18 protein-coding genes are annotated in these 23,876 nt (G+C 35.4%); 11 read left to right on the top strand and 7 right to left on the bottom strand.

Annotated features, from left to right (window positions below; genetic code table 11):
* Positions 1–39: 39 nt before the first annotated feature.
* A complete protein-coding gene (locus tag NG806_RS16625; protein WP_214830423.1) occupies positions 40–1,731 on the bottom strand; it encodes a DUF6909 family protein in 1,692 nt (563 codons plus the stop codon).
* A gap of 215 nt (positions 1,732–1,946) precedes the next feature.
* Here NG806_RS16625 and NG806_RS16620 point away from each other — a divergent pair, with 215 nt between their 5' ends.
* The 7 genes from NG806_RS16620 to NG806_RS16590 all read left to right on the top strand — a co-directional run bounded on the left by NG806_RS16620 (position 1,947) and on the right by NG806_RS16590 (position 13,287).
* Positions 1,947–4,142 carry a glutamine synthetase III family protein gene (locus NG806_RS16620; protein WP_214830422.1) on the top strand — a complete coding sequence of 732 codons (2,196 nt, stop codon included), beginning with the start codon at positions 1,947–1,949 and terminating at the stop codon, positions 4,140–4,142.
* A gap of 153 nt (positions 4,143–4,295) precedes the next feature.
* Positions 4,296–4,988 (top strand): response regulator transcription factor, encoded by a 693-nt coding sequence (locus NG806_RS16615; RefSeq protein ID WP_214830420.1) that lies wholly within the window; start codon positions 4,296–4,298, stop codon positions 4,986–4,988.
* A complete protein-coding gene (locus NG806_RS16610) occupies positions 4,985–6,340 on the top strand; it encodes a sensor histidine kinase (RefSeq protein WP_261510722.1) in 1,356 nt (451 codons plus the stop codon). Before NG806_RS16615 ends, NG806_RS16610 begins: the two co-directional genes overlap by 4 nt.
* 101 nt (positions 6,341–6,441) lie before the next feature.
* Positions 6,442–7,833, top strand: coding sequence for a TolC family protein (locus NG806_RS16605; protein ID WP_261510720.1), 1,392 nt, complete (start codon positions 6,442–6,444; stop codon positions 7,831–7,833).
* Positions 7,834–7,865: 32 nt separating this feature from the next.
* The gene (locus tag NG806_RS16600; protein WP_261510718.1) at positions 7,866–11,135 is read left to right on the top strand and encodes an efflux RND transporter permease subunit; all 3,270 of its coding nucleotides are present in this window, start codon (positions 7,866–7,868) and stop codon (positions 11,133–11,135) included.
* A gap of 31 nt (positions 11,136–11,166) precedes the next feature.
* Positions 11,167–12,273 carry an efflux RND transporter periplasmic adaptor subunit gene (locus NG806_RS16595; protein ID WP_261510716.1) on the top strand — a complete coding sequence of 369 codons (1,107 nt, stop codon included), beginning with the start codon at positions 11,167–11,169 and terminating at the stop codon, positions 12,271–12,273.
* A 303-nt stretch (positions 12,274–12,576) separates the two neighbouring features.
* On the top strand, positions 12,577–13,287 hold the full coding sequence (locus tag NG806_RS16590; protein ID WP_214830412.1) for a C40 family peptidase: 711 nt from the start codon (positions 12,577–12,579) through the stop codon (positions 13,285–13,287).
* 80 nt (positions 13,288–13,367) lie between these two features.
* Here the strand turns inward: NG806_RS16590 and NG806_RS16585 are convergent, their stop codons facing one another.
* Genes NG806_RS16585 through NG806_RS16560 form a run of 6 tightly spaced genes read right to left on the bottom strand, consistent with a single transcriptional unit; the run spans position 13,368 to position 19,644 of the window.
* A complete protein-coding gene (locus tag NG806_RS16585) occupies positions 13,368–13,949 on the bottom strand; it encodes a pentapeptide repeat-containing protein (RefSeq protein ID WP_261510712.1) in 582 nt (193 codons plus the stop codon).
* 36 nt (positions 13,950–13,985) lie between these two features.
* Positions 13,986–15,215: a rod shape-determining protein RodA gene (gene rodA / locus NG806_RS16580; RefSeq protein ID WP_214830381.1), complete on the bottom strand. Its 1,230-nt coding sequence runs from the start codon at positions 15,213–15,215 to the stop codon at positions 13,986–13,988.
* Positions 15,212–17,242 (bottom strand): peptidoglycan D,D-transpeptidase FtsI family protein, encoded by a 2,031-nt coding sequence (locus NG806_RS16575; protein WP_261510710.1) that lies wholly within the window; start codon positions 17,240–17,242, stop codon positions 15,212–15,214. Before NG806_RS16575 ends, rodA begins: the two co-directional genes overlap by 4 nt.
* Positions 17,239–17,745: a rod shape-determining protein MreD gene (locus tag NG806_RS16570; RefSeq protein ID WP_089028523.1), complete on the bottom strand. Its 507-nt coding sequence runs from the start codon at positions 17,743–17,745 to the stop codon at positions 17,239–17,241. The genes NG806_RS16575 and NG806_RS16570 overlap by 4 nt, the downstream gene beginning before the upstream one ends.
* The gene (gene mreC, locus NG806_RS16565; protein WP_214830377.1) at positions 17,738–18,592 is read right to left on the bottom strand and encodes a rod shape-determining protein MreC; all 855 of its coding nucleotides are present in this window, start codon (positions 18,590–18,592) and stop codon (positions 17,738–17,740) included. Before mreC ends, NG806_RS16570 begins: the two co-directional genes overlap by 8 nt.
* 26 nt (positions 18,593–18,618) lie before the next feature.
* Positions 18,619–19,644, bottom strand: coding sequence for a rod shape-determining protein (locus tag NG806_RS16560; protein ID WP_034680746.1), 1,026 nt, complete (start codon positions 19,642–19,644; stop codon positions 18,619–18,621).
* Positions 19,645–19,885: 241 nt separating this feature from the next.
* Between NG806_RS16560 and hemA the strand changes: the two genes are divergently transcribed.
* Genes hemA through hemE form a run of 4 tightly spaced genes read left to right on the top strand, consistent with a single transcriptional unit; the run spans position 19,886 to position 23,852 of the window.
* The gene (hemA, locus tag NG806_RS16555; RefSeq protein WP_261510705.1) at positions 19,886–21,160 is read left to right on the top strand and encodes a glutamyl-tRNA reductase; all 1,275 of its coding nucleotides are present in this window, start codon (positions 19,886–19,888) and stop codon (positions 21,158–21,160) included.
* The gene (gene hemC, locus NG806_RS16550) at positions 21,147–22,055 is read left to right on the top strand and encodes a hydroxymethylbilane synthase (protein WP_214830373.1); all 909 of its coding nucleotides are present in this window, start codon (positions 21,147–21,149) and stop codon (positions 22,053–22,055) included. Before hemA ends, hemC begins: the two co-directional genes overlap by 14 nt.
* A gap of 38 nt (positions 22,056–22,093) precedes the next feature.
* Positions 22,094–22,777: a uroporphyrinogen-III synthase gene (locus tag NG806_RS16545; RefSeq protein WP_261510704.1), complete on the top strand. Its 684-nt coding sequence runs from the start codon at positions 22,094–22,096 to the stop codon at positions 22,775–22,777.
* A gap of 49 nt (positions 22,778–22,826) precedes the next feature.
* Entirely contained in the window at positions 22,827–23,852 is a 1,026-nt protein-coding gene (gene hemE, locus NG806_RS16540; protein ID WP_214830369.1) for a uroporphyrinogen decarboxylase, read from the top strand.
* Positions 23,853–23,876 lie beyond the last annotated feature (24 nt).

The following is a 23,876-nucleotide window of genomic DNA, read 5'->3' as shown; positions in this document are numbered from 1 at the left end:
GCATACACACCTGAGGTTTATATTTAATTTTAAATTAAATTATTTTTTAGAAGAAACTTCTTTCTTTCCGCTTTGCAAGATTTTTTCAAGGATCTTTAAAGTGATGAGGTATGTTGGCTTCACTCCGGTAAGTCCTAAACCTCCAGAAGAAAGGGTGCTTCCCGTTTCCAATGGATTATCCGAAGCGTAGTAAGCGTAGCAAACAAAAAGATCCGGTGCAATATGATGTCTGATCTTAGATGCTACCTGAATTGCTTTTTGATAATGTGCACCCTCCATTTCAAGACCTATCGCTTTCCATGAAGTATTCATGAAGTAAGATAAAATGTCTCTATTTTGAAGCGAAGTTCCTAAAACGGTAATCATTGTCCCTTCAAAAGCTTTCAGTTCATCATCCTTAAAATCATCAAGCTTTAGAGCATTTTCAAAAGGATAGTTATCTGCTGTCCCTTCAAAAATATGAGAAGTAGGAATCATAATATCTCCTTTTGCTCCATTTAGGATTCCTGCTTTACCCATGATAGAAACAGATTTCACTTTCATCATATAGACTTCTCCTGTATGTTCGAAAGGTCTTAAAAGCTCATCCATTACTTCAAAAGCCTGTTCCCCGAAAGCATAGTCAAAAACCATGATTACATCATCTCCTGAATATTTTGCATGTCCGAAAGGAGTGTTTTTAAGCTCTGTTTTGCTTAAATCAATGATCTGAACATCTATATTACTTCCACTTTTGTCGTCTATATATATCAATCCCTGATCAGCAGCATATTTTGAAACTTTATCACGAAGATCTTTTTTATCAGAAATTTCACCATATAATTTATAGTCTACTTCCTTATGATCTTTTTTCTTCAAAGCATCATTGGCATACAACATATTTTTTACGGAGTGCATATTCGCTGAAATAATATGCAAAGGACGCATATGAAGATTATTTTCAAATAAAATCTCCTTCACTTTATTTGCCCACTTCTCTCCAAAATAATGATGCCCTACTCTTTCCTTTAATATAGCACTGAAATGAATTTCTCTTTCTCTGCTTTGTTTAGCATCATCTAAACTTACTTTTCCTAAGTTGTAAATGATCTTAAATAAACGATCAGGATTTTCATCATCACCAAAAGTATTATAAGCCCTTAATGTTTCCTCAAAAGTTCTTCCTATTAAAGAAGACAAATGAATAAGTGCTACTTCTTTTTCCCTTCTGCTAAATTTCTTTTCACCTTTTACTACCTCTTCGATAATTTTAAAAGCCCGCGTAGGTTTCCAGTTTTCATCCTGAATGAAAGCCAGATTACGGATCTTATCGGCTTCAATAAATAAGAATGTTAAGTGAGTAAGAATATCATAGATTTCTGAACGTCCCAAAAGAACTTCAATATTCATCTGATGTTCATCTATTCTATAACAGTTTCTCCTTCTCTTTTTAGGAACAATAGGTTCGAAACTTCCTTTATCAAAACCCTCATCTGATGTAAGATGAATAAAAGCACATTCCTCAATTCCTTCAGGAAGTCTGTCTAAAACATACATCAAACCATCAAGCTCCAATTTATTGGGAACATTCATGGTACCATAAATTTCAGGGTTGATTGTTTTTAACAAACTTCTGATACTTTCTCCTGAAACACCCCCTGGCTTAAAAAACCCTCTATAAAACAAATGTCTCATAGAAATATATAATCTTTCAATAGCCTCTGTTGTTTCTCTTGCTCTAGAATTTGTCATAAAATAAATTTCACACAAATATACGACTCTTTGGTCAATTTTATTTTAAGTATCTTTTAACAAGCATTTTATCAATATTAGTTTTTACGACATCTTCTAAAAGCTCAATCAACAGTTAGAAATTATTTTTTTTCACATTACCCCTATATTTTTTAGGGTTAAAATGTTTTCGATTCATTTTTTTTGTAAATTTGCCCTGTAAAATTAACCCTATTATGTCAACTTTAAGATTCAAAGCGTTAGAAACATTACCATTTAAGGACTTTAGAAAGGATAATTCTATCGAAGTTCCTGCAAAATTGTCAGAACTGTTCTGTCAAAATGTTTTCTCAGAAGTAACAATGAGAGAATATTTAACGAAAGAAGCATTCAACTCTATTATGGATGCTATAAAAAAAGGGACTAAAATCCAGAGACACATCGCAGATCAGGTAGCTGTAGCTATGAAAGATTGGGCAATGAGCAAAGGGGCAACACACTACACACACTGGTTTCAGCCTTTAACAGGAACAACTGCGGAAAAGCATGATTCTTTCTTTACACCAATCGAAGGTGGAAGAGCAATCGAAAGATTCAGTGGAAACCTGCTTATCCAGCAAGAACCTGATGCTTCTTCTTTCCCGAACGGAGGAATCAGAAATACATTTGAAGCAAGAGGCTATACCGCTTGGGATCCTACATCTCCAGCTTTCATTATGGGAACTACACTTTGTATCCCTTCTATCTTTATTTCTTACACAGGAGAAACATTAGACTATAAAGCTCCTTTATTAAGAGCTCTAAATGCCGTGGATGAAGCTGCAACAAACGTAATGCAGTATTTTGATAAAAACGTAACAAAAGTAACTCCTACTTTAGGATGGGAGCAAGAATATTTCTTAGTTGATTCAGCATTATTTCAATCCCGTCCGGATTTAGTATTGACAGGTAAAACTTTACTAGGTCACTCTCCGGCAAAAGGACAACAGCTTGATGATCATTATTTCGGATCTATCCCAACGAGAGTGATGAACTTCATGAAAGAGCTGGAAATAGAATGTATGAAGTTAGGAATTCCGGTAACAACAAGACACAACGAGGTAGCTCCTAACCAATTCGAGCTGGCTCCAATGTTTGAAGAAGTAAACGTTGCTGTAGACCACAACTCTTTATTGATGGACATCATGGCAAGAGTTGCTCACAAACACCATTTCCACATCTTATTCCACGAAAAACCATTCGCAGGAGTGAACGGAAGCGGGAAGCACAACAACTGGTCACTTGCTACTGATACAGGAGAAAACTTACTAAGCCCAGGAAAGAATCCAAAGAAAAACTTACAGTTCTTAACGTTCTTCGTGAATACCATTAAAGCAGTACATGAGTATGCTGACCTTTTAAGAGCAAGTATTGCTTCTGCAAGCAATGACCACAGATTAGGTGCTAATGAAGCTCCACCGGCAATTATTTCAGTATTTATTGGAAGTCAGCTGTTCAGAGTTTTAGAAGAGCTTGAAAAAGTAACAAGCGGGAAATTATCTCCTGAAGAAAAAACAGAATTAAAATTAAATGTAGTTGGAAAAATTCCTGAAATCCTATTGGATAACACGGATAGAAACAGAACTTCTCCATTTGCATTTACAGGAAATAAATTTGAGATCAGAGCGGTAGGATCTTCTGCAAACTGTGCAGAATCTATGACCGTAATGAATACCATTGCTGCAAAACAGCTAAATGATTTCAAAAAAGAAGTTGATGCACTTATCGAAACAGGATTAAAAAAAGACGAAGCGATCTTCAACGTCCTAAGAGAATACATCAAACAATGTAAAAACATTATGTTTGAAGGTGACGGATATTCTGATGATTGGGCAAAAGAAGCTAAAAAGAGAGGTTTGAATAACTGGAAAACCACTCCTGAAGCTTTAAAACAAGAAATGAATAAGAAGTTTTTAGCTTTATATGAAGAAATAGGAGTATTTACACATAGAGAAGTAGAAGCTAGAAATGAAATCAAACTTGAAAAATATTCAACAGTTATTGATATTGAAGCAAGAGTTTTAAGTGATATTGCTAGAAACCATATTATTCCTTCAGCTTTAAAATATCAAAACAGATTAATTGAAAACGTAAAAGGTCTTAAAGAAATTTTTGGAGACAAAGAATTCAAAGTATTAGCGAAAGAGCAAATGAGCCTGATCACTCATATTTCTGAGAATGTTTCTAAAATCAAGTTAGGTGTTGAAGAACTTATCATTGCGAGAGAAGCTGCAAAAGCGGTTTCTGACAGCCAAAAACAAGCAGAGCAGTACTGTAGTAAAGTAATTCCTTTATTTGATGGAATCAGAGAAGCTTCAGACAATCTTGAAATGATGGTGGATGATGAACTTTGGCCAATGACGAAATACAGAGAAATGTTATTTACAAAATAATATTTATAAAGTTCCATATTAGTTAAACTCTCCGAATATTCGGGGAGTTTTTTTTATTTCCGTTATCGAAAACAAGACAAACTAAAGACCTAAAAAACAATATTTTACACAACTTCAAAATTGATATAAGATTTAGTTTTAACTTTGTACTTCATGAAAATCCTGATCATCGAAGATAATAAAGAACTTGCTCAGAGCATGACCTATTATCTTGAAGAAGAGCATTACATCTGCGAATGTGCCTATAATTATAATGAAGCTTTGGATCGCCTGAGCTTCAACACCTATGACTGTATATTACTGGATATTATGCTGCCGGATGGCAATGGCCTTAATTTGCTGAATCATGTCAAAAATGAGAAGATCAACAGTGGTGTATTAATCATTTCTGCCAAGGATGCATTAGATGATAAAATTAAAGGTCTCGAAAAAGGAGCCGATGATTATATTACCAAACCTTTTCACTTACCTGAATTGCACGCAAGGTTAAGAGCAGTTTACCGCAGAAAAAAAATGGACGGGTATAATGATGTAAAATTCAATGAGATTCTATTGAACACCGATACTTTTGAAGTTTTCATTCATGAAACAAGATTAGAAGTCACTCAAAAAGAATTTGAACTATTGCTTTATTTTTTAGTAAACAAAAACAGGGTTCTATCCAAACAGTCAATTGCCAATCATCTTTGGGGTGATTATACTGATAATTTAGCTAATTTTGATTTTGTATATCAACATGTTAAAAATCTCAGAAAAAAAATAGCTACGGCACAGGGTAATGATTACGTGGAAACTATTTACGGATTGGGATATAAATTTAATGCGTTAAAATACCCGAGCTCATGAATTTATTAAACAAAATATCCATTTGGTTTATCGCTATTGTACTGTTGGTCACCCCTCTCAGTATGTATATCTCTTACACCAATATTAAAAAACGATTGGATAATGTAGAAATAGAACGGTTGAGATCAGTGAATAATTATGTAGCTTCCCAATTAAAAAGAGGTGAAACCCCGGAAAAAACATCCCAGGGTTTACCTATATCCATCAAGCCATATGCGGGAAGTGGTATCGTTCCCACAAACCCTGAAATTATACACACCTGTCTTGATAATAATGGAATTTCCCGTAACGAATGTAAAATACAGATCAATTCCTTTGTAACAGCCGCAAATAAAACGTACAAAATCTCTTCCTACAGCTATATTACGTCTACAGAACAAATTATGCAAGGGATGTTAAGTGCCTTAATTTTAAAAGTATTACTCATCACTTTTATTGTTTTTGTTACTGCCAGAATATTATCGAGGTACATCCTCAAACCCTTTCATCACGCCATTGATAACATCCATCATTTTAATATCCAAAAAAAAGAACCTCTGGATCTTTTACCGACAAGCACCAATGAATTTAAAAAGCTCAACGAGTTTCTTAGGTTAATGACTGACAAAGCGATAGAAGACTATGCTTCGGTTAAGGAATTCAGTGAAAATGCTTCTCACGAAGTACAAACTCCCTTAGCTATTATACAGAGTAAAATTGAACTTTTGGCAGAAACAGAAATTAATGGAAAACAAGCTGCCTTGCTTACGGATATTCAAAATTCCATTGATAAGCTAAGCAGGATCAACCGCTCACTGATCCTACTTACCAAACTTAATAATCATGAATTTTTAACCGAACAGAAATTAAAATTCTGCAGGGTTGAAAAAGAAACCATAAATGCTTATTCTGACCATATAGCACTGAAGAATATTACCCTCAACAGAAATTGCGAAAAAGATGTATTTATAAAAATCCACCCTGCACTAGCAGAAATACTTTTAAGTAATCTTTTATCCAATGCTATTCGACATAATTTAAAAAATGGCAATATAGAAATTAACCTTACCAGTCAGTTTTTTCAAATCAGCAACACTGGTTTACCTCCGGATATCCCTACCCAGGAACTTTTTAAAAGATTTAAAAAAAGCAATCAGTCCACTGAAAGTATTGGATTGGGGCTGTCTATTGTAAAACAAATTTGTGAGGTTAATGCATTTCCGGTTTATTATGATTTCGTAGATGGATGGCATAGCATTACAGTATATTTTAGCAGTATAGAAAATCATGTTCTTTTTGTTCCGGCTAAAATCTGTAAAAATCCTTTGACAAAAATCGGAAGCATACAGCCTAACCTTAATTTTGCAGAATAAAAAAACACTTTCTCAAATAGGACGTTTGATCAAATTAAATAGAACTTCAAATTTGCTTCAAAATATGTTTTTTACTTTGAATAAAGAAAAAACTATACTCGATGCTTTTAAGAGCTTTTATTCTATCCATCTCAACGATTTTTTTAATCAACAAAGTGAGTGCGCAGGAAGTCATCTCACTACAATCTGCGCTTGAAACAGCGGTTCATAATTATGGAACCATTAAAGCAAAAGAATCCTATCGTCTATCCTCTCAGGAATCTGTAGAATTGGCTAAGAGGCAATATCTGCCCAACCTTAACTTAAGTGTACAGCAGGATTTTGGAACAGTGAATGGCCAGAATGGACCTTTATATGGTTTTGGAGGTTATGGAGTCGCTTCATCCGGCCTTCCACTACCGGAGCAAAATTGGAATGCATCCTTTGGTGCTTTGTACCTTGCAAATGTCAACTGGGAATTCTTTTCATTTGGTAAAGCCAAACAAAGGGTTAAAGTTGCTGAATTTAAAAACCAAAGAGACACCAGAGACCTTTCTGATGAAATCTTTCAACACAAAATAAAAGTAGCCGCCGCCTATCTGAATGTACTGGCAGCTAAAAAGTTGAAGTTATCCTACGAAAAAAACGTAGGAAGAACGGATACTATAAGAAGAATTGTTGAGGTTAAAGAAAAAAACGGGCTCGTTCCGGGTGTTGACCTATCTCTTGCTAAAGCTGATTATGCAAATGCTATGATCACCTACATAAAAGCCAAGGACAATGAACAGGAACAGGAGAATAAATTAGCACAACTTATGGGAATTCCGGCTCAGGAATTTAAATTAGACAGTACTATTCTCAAAAGGGTCCCCGTAGATCTTCCATCAGAAAAAACATTTGTTTTAAAAGATCATCCCCTTTTAGCATTTTACAAAAGCCGTATCGATGTGAGTGAACAGGAAAAACAATTTCTGAAAACTCAATATTACCCCTCATTTTCTATGGTTGGTATTATCCAGACTAGAGCGTCGGGGTTTGGAAATGGATATGCACAGAATCAGAATGACTACTCCACTTCTTATTGGGATGGAATTCATCCTACCAGAAGCAATTATCTGATCGGCTTGGGTGTATCCTGGAATTTTACACAAACCTTCAGACTATCAAAAGAAATCAGTGCACAGGATTATGTAAGTCAGGGGTTAAAACACGAATATGATCTTGCAGAACAACAGCTTAAAGCACAATTGGATTTATCTGAAAACAAATGGAATAACGCGCTTACTGTATATGACCAGGTTCCAGCCCAATTAAAATCAGCAAACGATGCTTATATCCAACGCTCTGTATTATATAAAAATGGATTAACTGATCTGGTTGATCTTTCCCAATCAATTTACGCACTCATAAGAGCAGAAACAGACAGAGATATCGCCATCAGCAACGTTTGGAATGCCTTATTACTAAAGGCAGCAGCTACAGGTGATTTTACCGTTTTTGAAAGCGAGCTGTAAGGACTAATATAAATTACATCAACAATAGATCAATGAATTTAATAAGATTTGCATTAAGAAAACCCATTACGATTCTGGTACTTGTAGCAGGACTGTTTTTCTTTGGAATACGGTCAGCAAGCTCCATTAAAGTAGACATCTTCCCCAAACTGGACTTACCGGTTATTTATGTTTCACATCCTTTTAGCGGATATACTCCACAACAGATGGAAGCATTCTTTGCTAAACAATACATCAATATCTTCCTTTTCGTTAATGGGATTAAAAGTATTGAAACTAAAAATATCCAGGGATTGACGTTAATGAAAATAAATTTCTATCCGGGAACAAATATGGCTCAGGCTGCGGCTGAGCTCAACTCATTTTCAACAAGGATTCAGGCAGCATTTCCACCAGGATCCAATCCACCTTTTATCATTCGTTTTGATGCCTCTACACTCCCTGTTGGACAACTCGTTTTAAGCAGTGACAAAAGAAATAATAATGAACTACTCGATTTAGCAAACGTTTATGTACGTTCAACTTTCACCTCAATTCCAGGAATTGTTTCATCTCCACCTTTCGGAGGAAATATACGTACCGTAGTTATCAATGCCAATCCGGATTTACTCCGTCAACATAATTTAACCCCTGATCAGCTGGTAGAAGCATTACGCTTAAACAACCAGACAGCTCCTTCAGGAAATGTGCGTATTGGTGATAAATTTTATATCACCCCAACCAATACCATGATCAAGAATGTAAAAGATTTTGGGAATATTCCTTTATATAAAGGCGGTGTTCAGAATCTTTACTTAAAAGATGTGGCAACAGTAACTGATGGAGCTGATATGACGTCCGGTTATGCATTGGTTAATGGTCGCCGTTCTGTTTACCTGAGTATCGCTAAAAGTGCCGATGCATCCACCTGGGATGTTGTTCAGAATCTTAAAAAACAACTTCCCCAGATCCAATCCAATCTTCCGGACGATGTAAAAGTAAGTTTTGAATTTGACCAATCTACTTATGTAATTAATTCTGTTAAAAGTTTAATGAGTGAAGGAACAATTGGTGCCTTACTGACAGGATTGATGGTAATATTATTCCTCGGAGATATACGGGGAGCTATTATTGTAATCCTCACCATTCCGATATCTATTATTTCGGCGGTTCTATTTCTTAATCTTTTCGGACAAACTATTAATATCATGACGCTAAGTGGTCTCGCATTAGCTATTGGTATTCTCGTCGATGAAAGTACGGTGACGATAGAAAATATACATCAGCATCTGGATATGGGGAAACCAAAAGCATTAGCAATATGGGACGCCTGTAAAGAAATTGCTTTTCCAAAATTATTGATCTTATTCTGTATTCTTGCTGTTTTTGCACCGGCATTTACAATGGAAGGTATTCCAGGATCTTTATTCTTACCCCTTGCTTTGGCAATAGGATTCAGCATGATCATCTCTTATTTCCTTGCACAGACCTTTGTTCCGGTAATGGCCAACTGGATCATGAAAGTAAAACACCACAAAGCAAAAGACGGCCACATCATGACTGAAGCAGAAGAGTTGAAAGCTGCAGGTTTAAGTGATGAAAGTGATACATGGAGTCAAAAAGAAATACTGCTAAAAAATATAGACAGCAACAGGGATGGTAAGGTAAGTTTATTCGAAAAAGTGAGATTCCGTTATCTAAAATTCCTAGATCGCATCATGCCTTTTCGAAAGATCATTGTTTCTGCATATATTTTAGTTGCAATGGGACTTGTTGCGCTGCTTCTGAATAGTATAGGAAGAGATGTTTTGCCTCAGGTAAATGGTTCTCAATTTCAGGTTCGAACCCGTATTCCCGATGGAACAAGAATTGAAACAACTGAACTTCAAACTTTAAAATTACTGGACGGGATTAAAGACATTGTGGGCAATGACAATATTTCAATTACTTCAGCTTATGTAGGAACCCACCCTAACCTTTTCTCAGTGAGTCCAATATATCTTTGGATGGCAGGATCCCATGAGACTGTATTACAGGTAGGTTTAAAAGAAGGATTTCATACTAATTTAGATGATCTCAAAGATAAGATTCGAGAGAAAGCTAAAAGCATTAATCCCGAAATGAAGCTTTCCTTTGAACCTATTGAATTAACAGAAAAAATTCTAAGCCAGGGATCTCCTACTCCAATTGAGGTGCGATTATCCGGAAGAAGCAAAGAATTGAATGAAGCTTATGCTAAAAAAATAGAAATAGAACTTAAGAAGATCCCATATCTACGGGATGTACAAATAGGACAGTCTATTAAATACCCTTCTATTGATATTAATGTAGACCGTATTCGTGCCGCTCAGTTGGGAGTTGACATGACAGACATTTCACGCTCATTGGTGGCTTCAACTTCTTCATCCAGATATACAGAAAAGAATATTTGGACTGATGAAAAAGCTGGATACAGCTACAATGTTCAGGTACAGATCCCTGAAAATAAAATGAACAGTAAGGCAGAAATTGCTGGCATTCCATTACAGAAAAATTCGAACAGACCTAACTTAGGTGATGTAGCAACCATAAAAGACAGTTTCACGTATGGTGAAACAGATAACCTTGGTGCCATGCCAATGCTTACAGTAACAGCAAACTTAAATCATACCGATTTGGGAAGAGCCTCAAGAGATGTTCAAAAAGTCATCAACAATTTTGGAGAACTTCCAAGGGGTCTGAATATAGGATTAATAGGATTAAGTCAAACCCTTAATGATACTTTAAGTAGTTTACAAAGCAGTTTGATCATTGCTATTATGGTAATCTTTTTAATGCTTGCTGCTAACTTCCAATCCTTTAAGGTTTCTGGAGTTGTATTGGTCACCGTACCTGCCGTATTATTAGGGGCCCTTGCTCTATTGATCGTAAGTGGCTCAACACTTAATTTACAATCTTATATGGGTATCATCATGTCTGTCGGAGTATCTATCTCTAATGCAGTATTACTTATTACAAATGCTGAACAATTAAGAAAGCATAATGGCAATGCTTTACTGTCTGCTAAAGAGGCTGCTGCTTTAAGAATAAGACCTATTGTAATGACGGCTCTGGCAATGGTTGTAGGAATGGTTCCCATGGCTTTGGGATTAGGAGAGGCGGGAGATCAGGTTTCTCCTTTGGGACGAGCTGTAATAGGAGGGTTAATCGCTTCTACATTTGCAGCTCTGTTTATTCTTCCACTAGCTTTTGCATGGGGACAAGGAAAAACATCAACACAAAGTGTATCGCTTGATCCTGAGGATGAAGAAAGTATTCATTTTATACCCGAACTTTCAAAATAAAGAAAACCTAATGGCTATTAAAAATTTAATTATGAATCGATTATATCAATATGTTATTCCAGTTGCAGTTCTACTTTTCAGCCTACAGAGTTGTGAGCAGAACAAAGCTGAAGTAAAAAAAACAACAACTCCATCGGCACCGGAAATAGAAGCAATTAATCCAAAACAAGGAGATTTTGCATCATCTACTACCATTCCCGGTGAGCTTCAACCTTTTCAAAAAGTTGATGTCTATGCTAAAATAAGCAGTTTCGTTAAGAAATTATATGTGGATGTAGGAAATGAGGTAGTTGCAGGACAACTTCTAGCAACATTAGAAGCACCTGAGATGAATGCACAACAAAATGCTGCTGCTTCCACATTAAAATCAAAAGAAGCAATATATATTGCCAGCAAGGCAAAATATAACCGATTGAAAGAAACAAGCAAAACACCTGGAACAATATCTGCTCTTGATCTTGAGCAGGCTCTTGCTGCACAACAGTCTGATATCGCTCAACTGGAAGCAGCGAAAGCTTCTTATCGGGAAGTAATGGATGTCAAGAATTATTTACAGATCAAAGCCCCATTCAGTGGAAATATTGTAACGAGAAATGTAAGCGCCGGAGCTTATGTAGGTCCATCAGGAAAAGGATCTGAACTCCCACTCTTTAGTTTAGTACAACAAAATAAATTACGTTTGGTGGTGAATGTTCCGGAGTCTTATACAGGAAGTCTTAATAAAGATGGGGAGATAAAATTCTCTGTACAGTCTATCCCGGGAGAAACCTTTACAGCTAAGGTATCAAGGTTTGCAGGCGCGTTGGATAATCGTTTACGTTCCCAGTCTGTAGAAATGGATGTCTACAACAAAGATAAGAAGCTATTACCGGGAATGGTTGCTAATGTAATCCTGCCTCTAAATGACAATAATAAAGCCTTGTCTGTTCCTACATCAGCCGTATTAAATTCTACGCTTGGGGTATTCGTTATCAGAGTAGAAAAAAACACAGCACATTGGATACCCGTTACAGCAGGCATTTCAAATACCGACACAACTACGATTATTGGACCGGTGAGCCCTAATGATGTAATTATCAAATTAGCCACTGAAGAAATCCGTGATGGACAGAACATAAAAGTGAAGCTCTCAAAATAGATTAATCTTAATATCCTGTTAATAGGAATTTTTATTCATTTTTTGATTAGAAACAAAAATAATCCCAATAACAAAGGAATCACCATTTACTTTGTTAAAGAATCTTAATAAAAAAAACCGCAGTATCACCAAAAAAGGGATGTTGCGGTTTGTTTTTCTTTAACATACGTAAATAATATGTTAAAATGTGTTAAAGTAAGAACCTGATATTAATCATATCAAAGCTCTTCAAGTTGGAATCTCTACTTTTGTAATGCTTTTAGAAATAAATATTCCTTATTTAACACGGATAATCAAATATATATGAAGAAAAGAGTTTTGTTTTATTTAGTTGCTTTAGTCTCTACTGTATCATTGCAATCATGCGTTACCAACTACGTTGTTGCAAAACCAGCAACTTACACTAAAGAATACAAAACAGATGCCAAACTAGCTTCTATTGATACCAAGAAAATGGAGCAGGATAAGAAGCAATTAATCAATTCTTTTATCTCTGAGAAGGCAGCCGTTTTAAACAACGCAAAAAATACTTTAAAAAATTCTGAGATTGCAAAAGCAATCAAACACAATACAACAATCGACAATATCCTTAACGAAGCTCAAACGTACCTGGGAACTCCTTACAGATATGGAGGAACAACAAGAAACGGTATAGATTGTTCAGCTTTCGTTCTTTCTGTATTCGGTGCTGCAGCAGGTCTTAGTTTACCAAGAGTAGCGGCTTCTCAATCTCAGGAAGGAGAAAGAATCGAAAAGGAAAACTTACAAAAAGGAGACTTGATTTTCTTTTCACATGGAAGAAGAATTTCTCACGTAGGTATTGTAGAAAGTGTTTCTGAAGATGGTGAAATTAAATTTATTCACGCAGCCACTTCAAAAGGAGTTATGATTTCGTCGCTTAATGATTCTTATTGGGGTCCGAAATTCAGATTTGCAAAAAGAGTGATCAATGAAGAAGGTGATGCATATAACAACTTAGCTGCAACTACAGCATCAACAGCGACAAGTTTTTAATTTTAAATAATTGATTTAAATAATGAAAGCCATCAAATATATTTGATGGCTTTTTCTTTTATTTTATTTAAGGCTCTTAACTAGCTATTCCTTTCGATCTCTATATCTAATTTATATAAGAGACCATGAACTTCAGAAAGTGAAAATTTTGCCTTTTTAAGCCTGTTGGATTCAGGATTGATCGTATAATTAAAAGAGCTCCTAAAATCAACCTTCTCAAGGTTTGTATTCTCGAAGATTGCTCCCGACAAATCACAATTCATAAAGAATGCATTTGACAGATCGCAAGCTTCAAAATCTACCTCAATAAGCTTTGAATTTTTAAAAGAGGTTTTCTTTAAGGAGGTTTTATAAAAAGTAGAGTTATTCAGAGAACAACCTTCAAATCTAAAAGAAAGTCCAAATTCAATACAATCGTTAAACTGTAAACCGAACATTTTACTGTCTTTAAAATATACGTCTCTAAATGCTGTTGAAACCAGCTTGGCCATACTCATATTACATCCAATAAATTCACAATCTGTAAATCTAAATTCTGAAAGATCTGCATATTCAAAATTACAATTGCTGAAAATACAGTTTTCATATTCTCCTTTTTCCAAGGGAGACTGCCCAAAATTTATAGCATCAAAACTTTGGTCTGAAATATATGCTTCCTTCATAAAGCCGTTTTAAGTAATTCTTGGTAATGATAAGATTTAAACCAAGCTATTCTTATCAGAATAATTTAGTTTAAAGAAGATAAAAGTCATGGTAGAAAAGGCCAACAATGAACTTCCTCCATAACTAAAGTAAGGCAATGGAATCCCAACAGTTGGAAAAAGCCCCATAACCATCCCTAAATTGATTGAAAAGTGCATCAGTAGGATCGAGGCAAAGCAATAACCAAATACCCTGTTAAAAGTAGATTTCTGCTTTTCTGCGAGATAATAAATTCTCCCTATATAGAGCATATAACACAATACCAAACCTGCACTTCCTACAAAACCCCATTCTTCACCAACTGTACAGAAAATGTAATCGGTACTTTGTTCAGGCACAAACTTCCCCTGAGTCACAGATCCTTCACGATATCCCTTTCCCAAAAGCCCTCCAGAACCAATCGCCGTTTTAGAATAAAGAAGGTTATATCCCGAAGTATCTCTAAAAGCTTTTTCACCTTTATAGAGAACCTCAATTCTCTCCCTTTGGTGTTTCGGCAGTTTTTCTAAAACGTATGGTGTTGCAAAAGCCAAACCACAAAGCAGGATAATGGATCCCGCAATACTCGAAATCGAAATAACATCCCAGGACATTTTATAATAGTTCAGGGCTATTAAAATTCCAGCAATTATCAAAATAGCAATAGTGACATAAATAGGATTTACGGCTAATGAAACTAAGAAAACCGAAGCAAATAGAAATCCAATTCCAAATAATAATCCACTTAATCCTTCTCTATATAAAGCGATAAAAAAAGCCACGAAAACAAGCAATGACCCAACATCCGGAATTGCCAATACCACTACTGCAGGGATTCCTACAATTGCTAAAGACGTTAGGAGAGACTTTTTATTACTTAAATTAAAATCGGGTCCTGACACATAATTAGCCAGCATTAATGCTGTTCCTAATTTGGCAAATTCAACCGGCTGTAAACTTAAAGGTCCAAATTTATACCAGTTCTTCTGTCCCAATACTTCTTTTCCAAAAGGAAATAAGCCGATCAGCAATAGAACTCCAATAATATAAATGATCCCAGCCATGTTTTCAAAGAACTTAGTCCGGGTAAAGAAAATAATTAAACCAACAAAAACAGATACTCCAAACCAAACAGCCTGTCTGGTTCCACTGGCAGGCTCAACACTGTAGATATTTGCTATTGCAAAAATGCAAAGCAAGAAATACAGACCCAGACCTAATTTATCTAATCCTTCTGTCCATTTCATTGCTCTTTGGTTTTTTTAGTTTGAGTTTCTGCGTCTATCTGCTTCTGCAATTTTTCTTTTTGCTTTTTGATAAAATCTAAGCTGTCTTGCATTTTCTTAAGCTTCACAGAATCCAGTTTTGGATCTTTATATAAACCTTTACGTTTTAAATCAACAATCCATTGTCTTTTATATTCAGGCATAAAACTGGCTGAGGTCATCTTTTTATAAAGATTCTCCCTTTTCAGATCACCGGTAATATATTTTTCTGCGATTACAGTACTAGCTGGCCCTGCCCATGTTGCTCCAAATCCGGCATGTTCCATTACCGCAACTACAACAATTTTAGGCTTATCTGCAGGAGCAATCAATACAAAAATAGAATTGTCCTTACCCTGAGGAACCTGAGCTGTTCCTGTTTTTGCTAATTGGGTAAAATCGTTTGATTTTAATCCCCTTGCTGTACCATTTAAAACCACAGCCTCCATTCCTTTTAGAACTGGACCAAAGTGTTTAGGATCAACTAAAGTTTTATGTTTCTTTTTAAATCTAGGATCAGGATTGGGCTTCCCGTCAATGGATTTTACAATATGCGGTGTATAGTACCATCCTTTATTAGCAATAGCTCCAACATAATTTGCCAATTGAAGAGGAGTAACCATAACATCACCTTGTCCCATCCCATTGAAAACTGCACCAGTTGCTAAAACATCCCAGTTTTTATAGTCTTTTTTAGAACCACTAGCCTTAAGAATGTTCTTCATTCTTTTTTCATAAAATTCTCCAGATGGAATCCTTCCTTTTGCTCCTACGGCAAAATCATTATTTAAAAATTCTCCAACTCCGAAGCTACTCATAATGGCCTTCCATTCATCAACTCCTTTTGAAGGATTTCCAGGATATTTATTAACAATAGCCAAAAATGCATAGGAGAAATAACAGTTACTGGAAACCTGAATTGAAGGGATCAAAGGAATTGCACCACCGTGGCCTTTTATCCTTAATCCTCTATAATTAAATCCTCCTCCACAAGGAAAGATTGTATTTTCATCCATTACCCCCATCTGCATTGCAGATAAAGCAGTAAGCAGTTTAAAAGTAGACCCTGGTGGATAACCAGCTTGTAAAGAGCGATCAAATGTGGGTTTATTTTCGTAAAGTGTATCTTTTGATAAAGCGTATAGATTTTTTGATTTGGAGGGCCCTGTAAAAAGATTAGGATCAATATCCGGACCAGTTGCTGCAACTAGAACCTCACCATTATTAGGGTCTAAGGCGACAATTGCCCCATGTTTGTTAACCATCATTTCTTCGGCCATTCTCTGAAGATCATAATCGATGGTTAAGGTAATATCCTTTCCTGTAATTACATCTTTATCCAGTGCTCCATTTTTATATGAGCCAATGTTTCGGAGTCTGATATCCTTTTGGATATATTTCATCCCCTTTACTCCGCGAAGCTCTTTTTCATATGATTTTTCAACACCGGTTTTTCCAATGAAATCTCCAGGAAGATAATAAACAGAATCTTTTTTAATATCCCTTTCATTGACTTCACTGGTATATCCCAGAAGGTTTCCGGAAGTGGAAACTTCATATTGACGCTGAGGTCTCGAAACGATACTAAACGCAGGATATTTAAATATAATTTCCTGAACCCTGGCAATATCTTCTCTGCTGAGATCTTTGATAAAAGTCATCGGTGTCAGCTTGGAATAATATTTCTCTTTGGTTATTGAATTGATCTTTTTAATAAAATCAGACTTACTGATCTTCATTAAATTACAGAATCCCAAAGTATCGAAATCAGGCTTCATTAAAGCCTGAGTAAAAGAAATCTCATAGGCAGGCTGGTTGCCTACCATAATTTTACCATTCCTATCAAAAATCACCCCTCTCTGTGGGATAACGTATTCTATCTTAATAGATGTATTGGCTGCATTCAAAGCATACCTGTCTGTAAATAGTTGTAAATAAGCAAGCCTTGCCACAAAGATCAGGGCAATAACGGCAACAACTGCAAAGATTTTTAAATAGCGTGTGTTCAAACTTTTTGTTTGATTTTAAATATTAATGCGTAAATAACTATAAATATAAAGGAAATTACACTTGTTACCAACACATTAAATAATATTTCAAAAAACCTGCTGAACTTAAAGAACTCAATATACTGTACTAAAAGCTGATGCAAGAAAATACTTGAAAAAAGAAACAGTAAAAACTGCCCCCACTGAAGGGATTGAAATGAAAAGAAGTCAGTGGACGTGTCGGTAGACGTCCTAAAAATCAATGTTCTGAAATACGCGATGAGTGTAGTTGCAAGGGCATTGATTCCCCACGAATATAAGAAAGCATCTATAGAAAGACCTATTAAAAAACTTAATGCTAAAAATTGAAATTTATTTCTAAAGAAAGGATAAAACATGACAAATACAGGATATAACACCGGAGTGTATTTTCCGAACAGCGTGATCCTGTTCAAAACAAAAATCTGTAATGCAACAAGAAAAATCATGATTAAAATATCCGTAAATAGTGTTCTGCTAATCATTTTCCTTTTTTATTACTGCCTGTAATGTATCTTGAATCTTTTGAACCTCAGCTTTCTTCAGACTTTTTACAACAAATACTTTACTTAAAGAACCCATCTTCTCGCTTAGTTCTACTGAAATGTCCCAAAACCCTGTTTTATTATCTACGGAGTATCCCGCAATAGTACCAATCATAACACCTTTCGGAAAAATTGCAGATTTACCATCAGTAACAATGGTGTCTCCGATTTTCAAGGCAACATATTTGGGAACATCTGATAAATGCATAACTCTGGAGTTATCACCACTCCACGTTAATGTCCCAAAATATCCTGATTTTTTTAAAGCTGCATTAATTCTGATCCGGTTTACACTTAAAACCGACTGAACTAACGCATAGCTATCTGTAGAATTAATAACGATTCCGGCTACTCCTTTTGGCGCCATAACTCCCATTTGAGGAAATACGCCATCTCTTCGACCCCGGTTGATCGTAAAATAATTATTTCTTCTGTTTATACTGTTGAAAACGATTTCGCCATCCACAAATGTATAGATCTGCCCACCTCCTAAAGTATCATGAACTTTTCTAAAAACAGGTTTTTTTGCGCCATCTTTTCCATACAGTTCAATCATTAATGCTTTATTCTGAGCAACAAGATCTTCGTTGATCTGCTTCAGCTTCAAGTAAGAAACTCCCTCATCAATATACCCTGAAACCCAAGAATTTAAAGCGGCCGATTGACCAGCGATCCAGGATTTCTGCATGGCATTTTTGGAGAATATAAGAACCAGAGCAATAATTTGCAAGAAAATAAAGAAGACAAAAAGAGCGTTCTTCGAAAATAATCTCAGCAAAAATCCCATTCAGATAGTATCGTAAAAAGTTAAAATTATTTGATTAAGAAATTGAATTTATCCATATTCTTAAGTGCAATCCCTGTCCCTCGAACTACCGCTCTCAACGGGTCCTCAGCTACAAAAACAGGAAGACCTGTCTTCTTGTGTAATCTGTCTGCCAGACCTCTTAACAATGCACCACCTCCAGCAAGATAAATACCTGTTTTATAAATATCAGCAGCCAATTCAGGAGGCGTTAAAGAAAGAGTTTCCATTACAGCATCTTCAATTCTGATAATAGATTTATCTAATGCACGGGCAATTTCTTTGTAACCTACCATAATTTCTTTAGGCTTACCAGTAATAAGGTCTCTACCTTGTACCGGGATATCTTCAATATCAACATCCAGATCTTCAACAGCCGATCCTACTTCAATTTTCACTCTCTCAGCAGTTCTTTCACCAATGTAAAGATTATGATGTGTTCTCAGGAAATAAGCAATATCATTTGTAAATACATCACCTGCAATTTTTACAGATTTATCACAAACGATACCTCCTAAAGCTACAACTGCAATTTCAGTAGTACCCCCGCCTATATCAATGATCATATTCCCCTCAGGTTTCTGAACATCAATTCCAACTCCTATTGCTGCTGCCATTGGCTCATAAATAAGCCTAACCTCTTTAGCATTCACCTTTTGTGCAGAATCTCTTACTGCTCTTTTTTCCACTTCGGTAATTCCTGAAGGGATACAGATTACGATTCTTAAAGCGGGTTGAATAAATTTACCTTTGATTCCAGGAATTTTTTTGATAAATTCTTTGATCATGTGTTCAGAAGCATGAAAATCTGCAATTACCCCGTCTTTCAAAGGACGGATGGTTTTGATATCTTCATGAGTTTTACCCTGCATATGTTTAGCCTGTTCACCCACAGCTATCGGCCTGCCAGTAGATCGTTCAATTGCAACAATTGACGGCTGGTCTATAACAATTTTATTATTATGGATGATAAGTGTGTTAGCAGTTCCCAAGTCTATCGCAATTTCTTGCGTAAACATATCGAATAAACTCATATTTTTCTTCTGATTTAAGTTTACAAAGATATAAATTAAACACTACCAATGAAATTTGATAAGCATATAATTTGGTTAAAATTTTATTAAAATTTGAAATTATTTATTAACGGTCAATTTAATTTCTTATAATATTAAATTCAAAGTCAGAACAGCAGCGGATTTATAGTTTTTTACGATAATTATCATACACAATTTCAGAAAGTCTTTAATTAAAAAAAACGTAAATTTGTCGCCGGATATGTTACACTACTCTCATACACATCAAACTTCAAATTTCGCGGTACTTTCCATAAGCTACGAAAAAGCTGATGGAGAAACACGGGGAAAGTTTGCATTTTTTGATGAAAACATAAAAAATTTCGTTACCCGAATTCATGATGAAAATTTAGGGGATGCTTTTGTGGTTTCAACTTGTAACAGAACCGAAATTTACACTACTACATCCAATTATCTTTTAGTGGCTGAGGAATATTGCAAAACGATTGGTGTTAATATCACTGATTTCCTATTATTTGCCAATATCCTAACCAAAGAAGAGGCTTTAACACATCTTTTCAGAGTGGCTGCTGGTCTTGAAAGCCAGATTATTGGAGATTTTGAAATTATTGGACAAATTAAAAAGGCATATAGCCGTTTTAAAAAGGAAAGACAAAACTCTAACCCCTATTTGGAAAGAGCTATTAATTCTGCTATTCAGATTTCAAAGAGAATTAAAAATGAGACTGGGATCTCCAATGGTGCAGCTTCGGTTTCTTATGCCGCAGTTCATTATATTTTAAATAATCAGAAAAGAATTACCGAAAAGAATATCTTACTTTTAGGAGTAGGAGAAATTGGACAAAATACGGTTGAGAATTTGGTAAAACATGTTTATCAGCCAAAAATAAAGATCACCAACAGAACTCAAGAGAAGGCCGAGAAAATTTCTGAGAAATACAATATCCCTCATGTTGATTATGCTGACTTTGACAAGGAGCTGAAAAGCACAGATATCCTGATCGTTGCAACTGGAGCAAAACATCCTATTGTGAATGCTTCTCATTTTCCAAACGGAAAAGAAACCTTGGTCATCGATCTTTCTATTCCCCATAACGTTGAGAAAGATGTTACCAATAATAAAAATGTAACATTAATTGATGTGGATGAGCTTTCAAAGCAGATCCAGGAGACGATTCAACAAAGGGAAAAAGAAATTCCTAAAGCAGAACTTATCATCAAGGAAATGGCAAAAGATTTTCTTGAATGGGAGAAAAAGAGAAAACTAGCTCCTAATATTCATCATTTCAAAGCGGTTTTAAAAAATATGGAACGTAATGAGATGCACCAGTTCTACAGAAAAAATAAATACATCAATATAGACGATATGGCACTTTCTGAGAAGATGATCCAGAAAATTACCAGCCGTTTTGCAAAATACATCATAGACAACCCTTGGAAAGCCGAAGAAATTAGTAAATTAATGCACGAAATATTAGTTGAACAACCAAACAACGAATTCAATGAAAAGCATTAGAATAGGAACGAGAAATTCCGCACTTGCACTTTGGCAGGCAAGAGAAGTTGCAAGATATTTGCAGAATAACAATTATACTACTGAGATTGTTCCAATCCTCTCTTCGGGTGATAAAAATCTTAACCAGCCCCTTTACGCTTTAGGGATCACTGGTGTTTTCACAAGAGATCTGGATACTGCATTATTAAATGATGAAATAGATATCGCCGTACATTCTTTAAAAGATGTTCCTACAAAATTACCCGAACATCTTGAGCTTATTGCTTATTTGGAGAGAGATTTTCCACAAGACGTTCTAATAAGAAAAGAAGACGCTAAAAATAAAGAGTTTCATGAGCTGAAACTGGCGACAAGCAGCTTAAGAAGAAGAGCATTTTGGCTGAAGTACTATCCTGATGCAATATTTTCTGATATTCGTGGGAATATCCAAACACGTCTTCAAAAATTAGAAGAACAGGATTTTGATGCCACCATCCTTTCTTTGGCCGGCATTAAAAGAATGAAAATGGACATTGATTATGAAATGCTTCCTTTAATGATTCCAGCACCTTCTCAGGGGGTTATTGCAATTGCTGGACATTCGGATAAAAAAGAAATCAACGAAATTGTAAGCAAGATCAATCACAAACAAACTCAGATCTGTGTTGAGATCGAGAGAAACTTCTTAAGCACTCTTGAAGGTGGATGTACTGCACCCATTGGGGCTTTTGCTGAAATATTTGATGATCAGATTCGTTTTAAAGCAGCATTATGTTCATTAGATGGTAAAAATTGTATTGCCACAGATGAAAGCTTTATCTATAATGATTCTGAAAATTTTGGAGAAAAATTCGCAAAAATAGTTCTTGAAAACGGAGGTAAGGAACTGATGGCAGAAATTAAAAGCCAAATATAGACCCCCTCTTTCTTTTCTACTTCACCAAGTTTTAAATCATGAAAATCTTATTTACCAAAAATATAGACCCATCTGTTTTATCCAAAGAATTAGGAGAAGACATCTTGGTCGATTGTATTGAAGTAATTAAGACCATCCCTATAGTGGTAAAACCTTTTGATCTAAAGAATTATTCACTCATTTTCACAAGTGCAAAAGGGGTGACGTCTTTCTTTAGAAATCAATTTAAACCAAACGAAAATTTTACTGCCAAAAATTACAATAAGATTTATTGTGTAGGAGAAAAAACGAAGCGGGAATTAAGAAAACATGGCTTTGGGACTTTTAAAGTTTTAAAAAATGCAGAAACTCTTTCAGCATTTATCATTGGACATTGCCCACACGAAAGGTTTGTACATTTTTGTGGAAATTTAGCAATCGATGTTCTAGATAAAGACCTGCCATTACAAAACATTAAATATCAGAAAACCACGGTTTATAACACAGAGGAAATTAATCCTTTGATTACTGAAAAATATCATGCTATAGTTTTTTTCAGTCCGAGTGGAGTTCGTAGTTTTGCAAAACAAAATTCATTGAACCATATGAAGCTCTTCTCAATAGGAGAAACTACATCCAATGAATTAAAAAAGTACACTCAAGAAAGAATTTTTACTTCTGAAGGCAATAATCTAATTTCAATTTTAGAAATGATCAGAAGAGAAATTAATAATAACCGATAAATAATGATTGTAAAATCAATCTTATCGAAGTATTAGTTTAAAATAAATTATGATTAAGAACGACCTATATTTAAAAGCACTTCGCGGAGAAACCGTAGAAAGACCTCCCGTATGGATGATGAGACAAGCAGGAAGATATCTGCCTGAATTCATTGCACTTCGTGACAAGTATGATTTCTTCACAAGATGTCAGACTCCGGAATTAGCTGCTGAAATTACAGTACAGCCGATCCGCAGATTTCCTTTAGATGCTGCAATTTTATTTTCTGATATTTTAGTGGTTCCTCAAGCAATGGGAATTGATTTTAAAATGAAAGAATCCGTTGGCCCTTGGTTGGATAATCCGATCAGAACAATGGAACAGGTTCAGAATGTAGTTGTTCCAGATGTAAATGATACTTTAGGATACGTTTTTGATGCAATCGAATTAACGTTGATAAAATTAGATAATGAAATTCCTTTGATTGGCTTTGCGGGTTCTCCATGGACGATCCTTTGTTACTGTGTAGAAGGAAAAGGAAGTAAGGCTTTTGATATTGCAAAATCATTCTGTTTCCAACAACCGGAAGCAGCTCATTTATTACTTCAGAAGATTACAGATACCACTATAGCTTATTTAAAAAGAAAAGTAGAAAAAGGAGTTTCTGCAGTACAGATCTTTGATTCTTGGGGCGGGATGCTTTCTCCTGAAGATTATCAGGAATTCTCATGGAAATATATCAATCAGATTGTTGAGGCTCTAAGTCCACTTTCTCATGTTGTTGTATTTGGAAAAGGATGCTGGTTTGCTTTGGAAGATATGACCATGTCTAAAGCTTCTGCCTTAGGAGTTGACTGGACGATCAAACCTGAATTTGCAAGAACGCTGACGAACCATACAATGACCCTTCAGGGAAATTTTGATCCTGCAAGATTACATTCAACACCGGAAACGATCAAGAAGATGGTAAATGAAATGATTCATCGTTTTGGAAAAGACCGATACATCGCTAATCTGGGACATGGTATTTTACCAAATATTCCTGTCGAAAATGCAGAAGCATTTATCAGAGCCGTAGTAGAATGGAAACCATAAAAAAATAAGAAAGCCTCCTGATCA

Origin of the sequence: Chryseobacterium paludis (assembly GCF_025403485.1) — a bacterium.
In the GTDB taxonomy this organism is placed as follows: domain Bacteria; phylum Bacteroidota; class Bacteroidia; order Flavobacteriales; family Weeksellaceae; genus Chryseobacterium; species Chryseobacterium paludis.
The sequence above is the reverse complement of the archived record's forward strand: the minus strand, read 5'-3'. Positions and strand labels throughout refer to the sequence as shown.

Coding starts and splice junctions, on each gene's coding strand:
- NG806_RS16625 (WP_214830423.1), bottom strand. CDS start 1,731: ATGACAAATTCTAGAGCAAGAGAAACAACAGAGGCTATTGAAAGATTA.
- NG806_RS16620 (WP_214830422.1), top strand. CDS start 1,947: ATGTCAACTTTAAGATTCAAAGCGTTAGAAACATTACCATTTAAGGAC.
- NG806_RS16615 (WP_214830420.1), top strand. CDS start 4,296: ATGAAAATCCTGATCATCGAAGATAATAAAGAACTTGCTCAGAGCATG.
- NG806_RS16610 (WP_261510722.1), top strand. CDS start 4,985: ATGAATTTATTAAACAAAATATCCATTTGGTTTATCGCTATTGTACTG.
- NG806_RS16605 (WP_261510720.1), top strand. CDS start 6,442: ATGCTTTTAAGAGCTTTTATTCTATCCATCTCAACGATTTTTTTAATC.
- NG806_RS16600 (WP_261510718.1), top strand. CDS start 7,866: ATGAATTTAATAAGATTTGCATTAAGAAAACCCATTACGATTCTGGTA.
- NG806_RS16595 (WP_261510716.1), top strand. CDS start 11,167: ATGAATCGATTATATCAATATGTTATTCCAGTTGCAGTTCTACTTTTC.
- NG806_RS16590 (WP_214830412.1), top strand. CDS start 12,577: ATGAAGAAAAGAGTTTTGTTTTATTTAGTTGCTTTAGTCTCTACTGTA.
- NG806_RS16585 (WP_261510712.1), bottom strand. CDS start 13,949: ATGAAGGAAGCATATATTTCAGACCAAAGTTTTGATGCTATAAATTTT.
- rodA (WP_214830381.1), bottom strand. CDS start 15,215: ATGAAATGGACAGAAGGATTAGATAAATTAGGTCTGGGTCTGTATTTC.
- NG806_RS16570 (WP_089028523.1), bottom strand. CDS start 17,745: ATGATTAGCAGAACACTATTTACGGATATTTTAATCATGATTTTTCTT.
- mreC (WP_214830377.1), bottom strand. CDS start 18,592: ATGGGATTTTTGCTGAGATTATTTTCGAAGAACGCTCTTTTTGTCTTC.
- NG806_RS16560 (WP_034680746.1), bottom strand. CDS start 19,644: ATGAGTTTATTCGATATGTTTACGCAAGAAATTGCGATAGACTTGGGA.
- hemA (WP_261510705.1), top strand. CDS start 19,886: ATGTTACACTACTCTCATACACATCAAACTTCAAATTTCGCGGTACTT.
- hemC (WP_214830373.1), top strand. CDS start 21,147: ATGAAAAGCATTAGAATAGGAACGAGAAATTCCGCACTTGCACTTTGG.
- NG806_RS16545 (WP_261510704.1), top strand. CDS start 22,094: ATGAAAATCTTATTTACCAAAAATATAGACCCATCTGTTTTATCCAAA.
- hemE (WP_214830369.1), top strand. CDS start 22,827: ATGATTAAGAACGACCTATATTTAAAAGCACTTCGCGGAGAAACCGTA.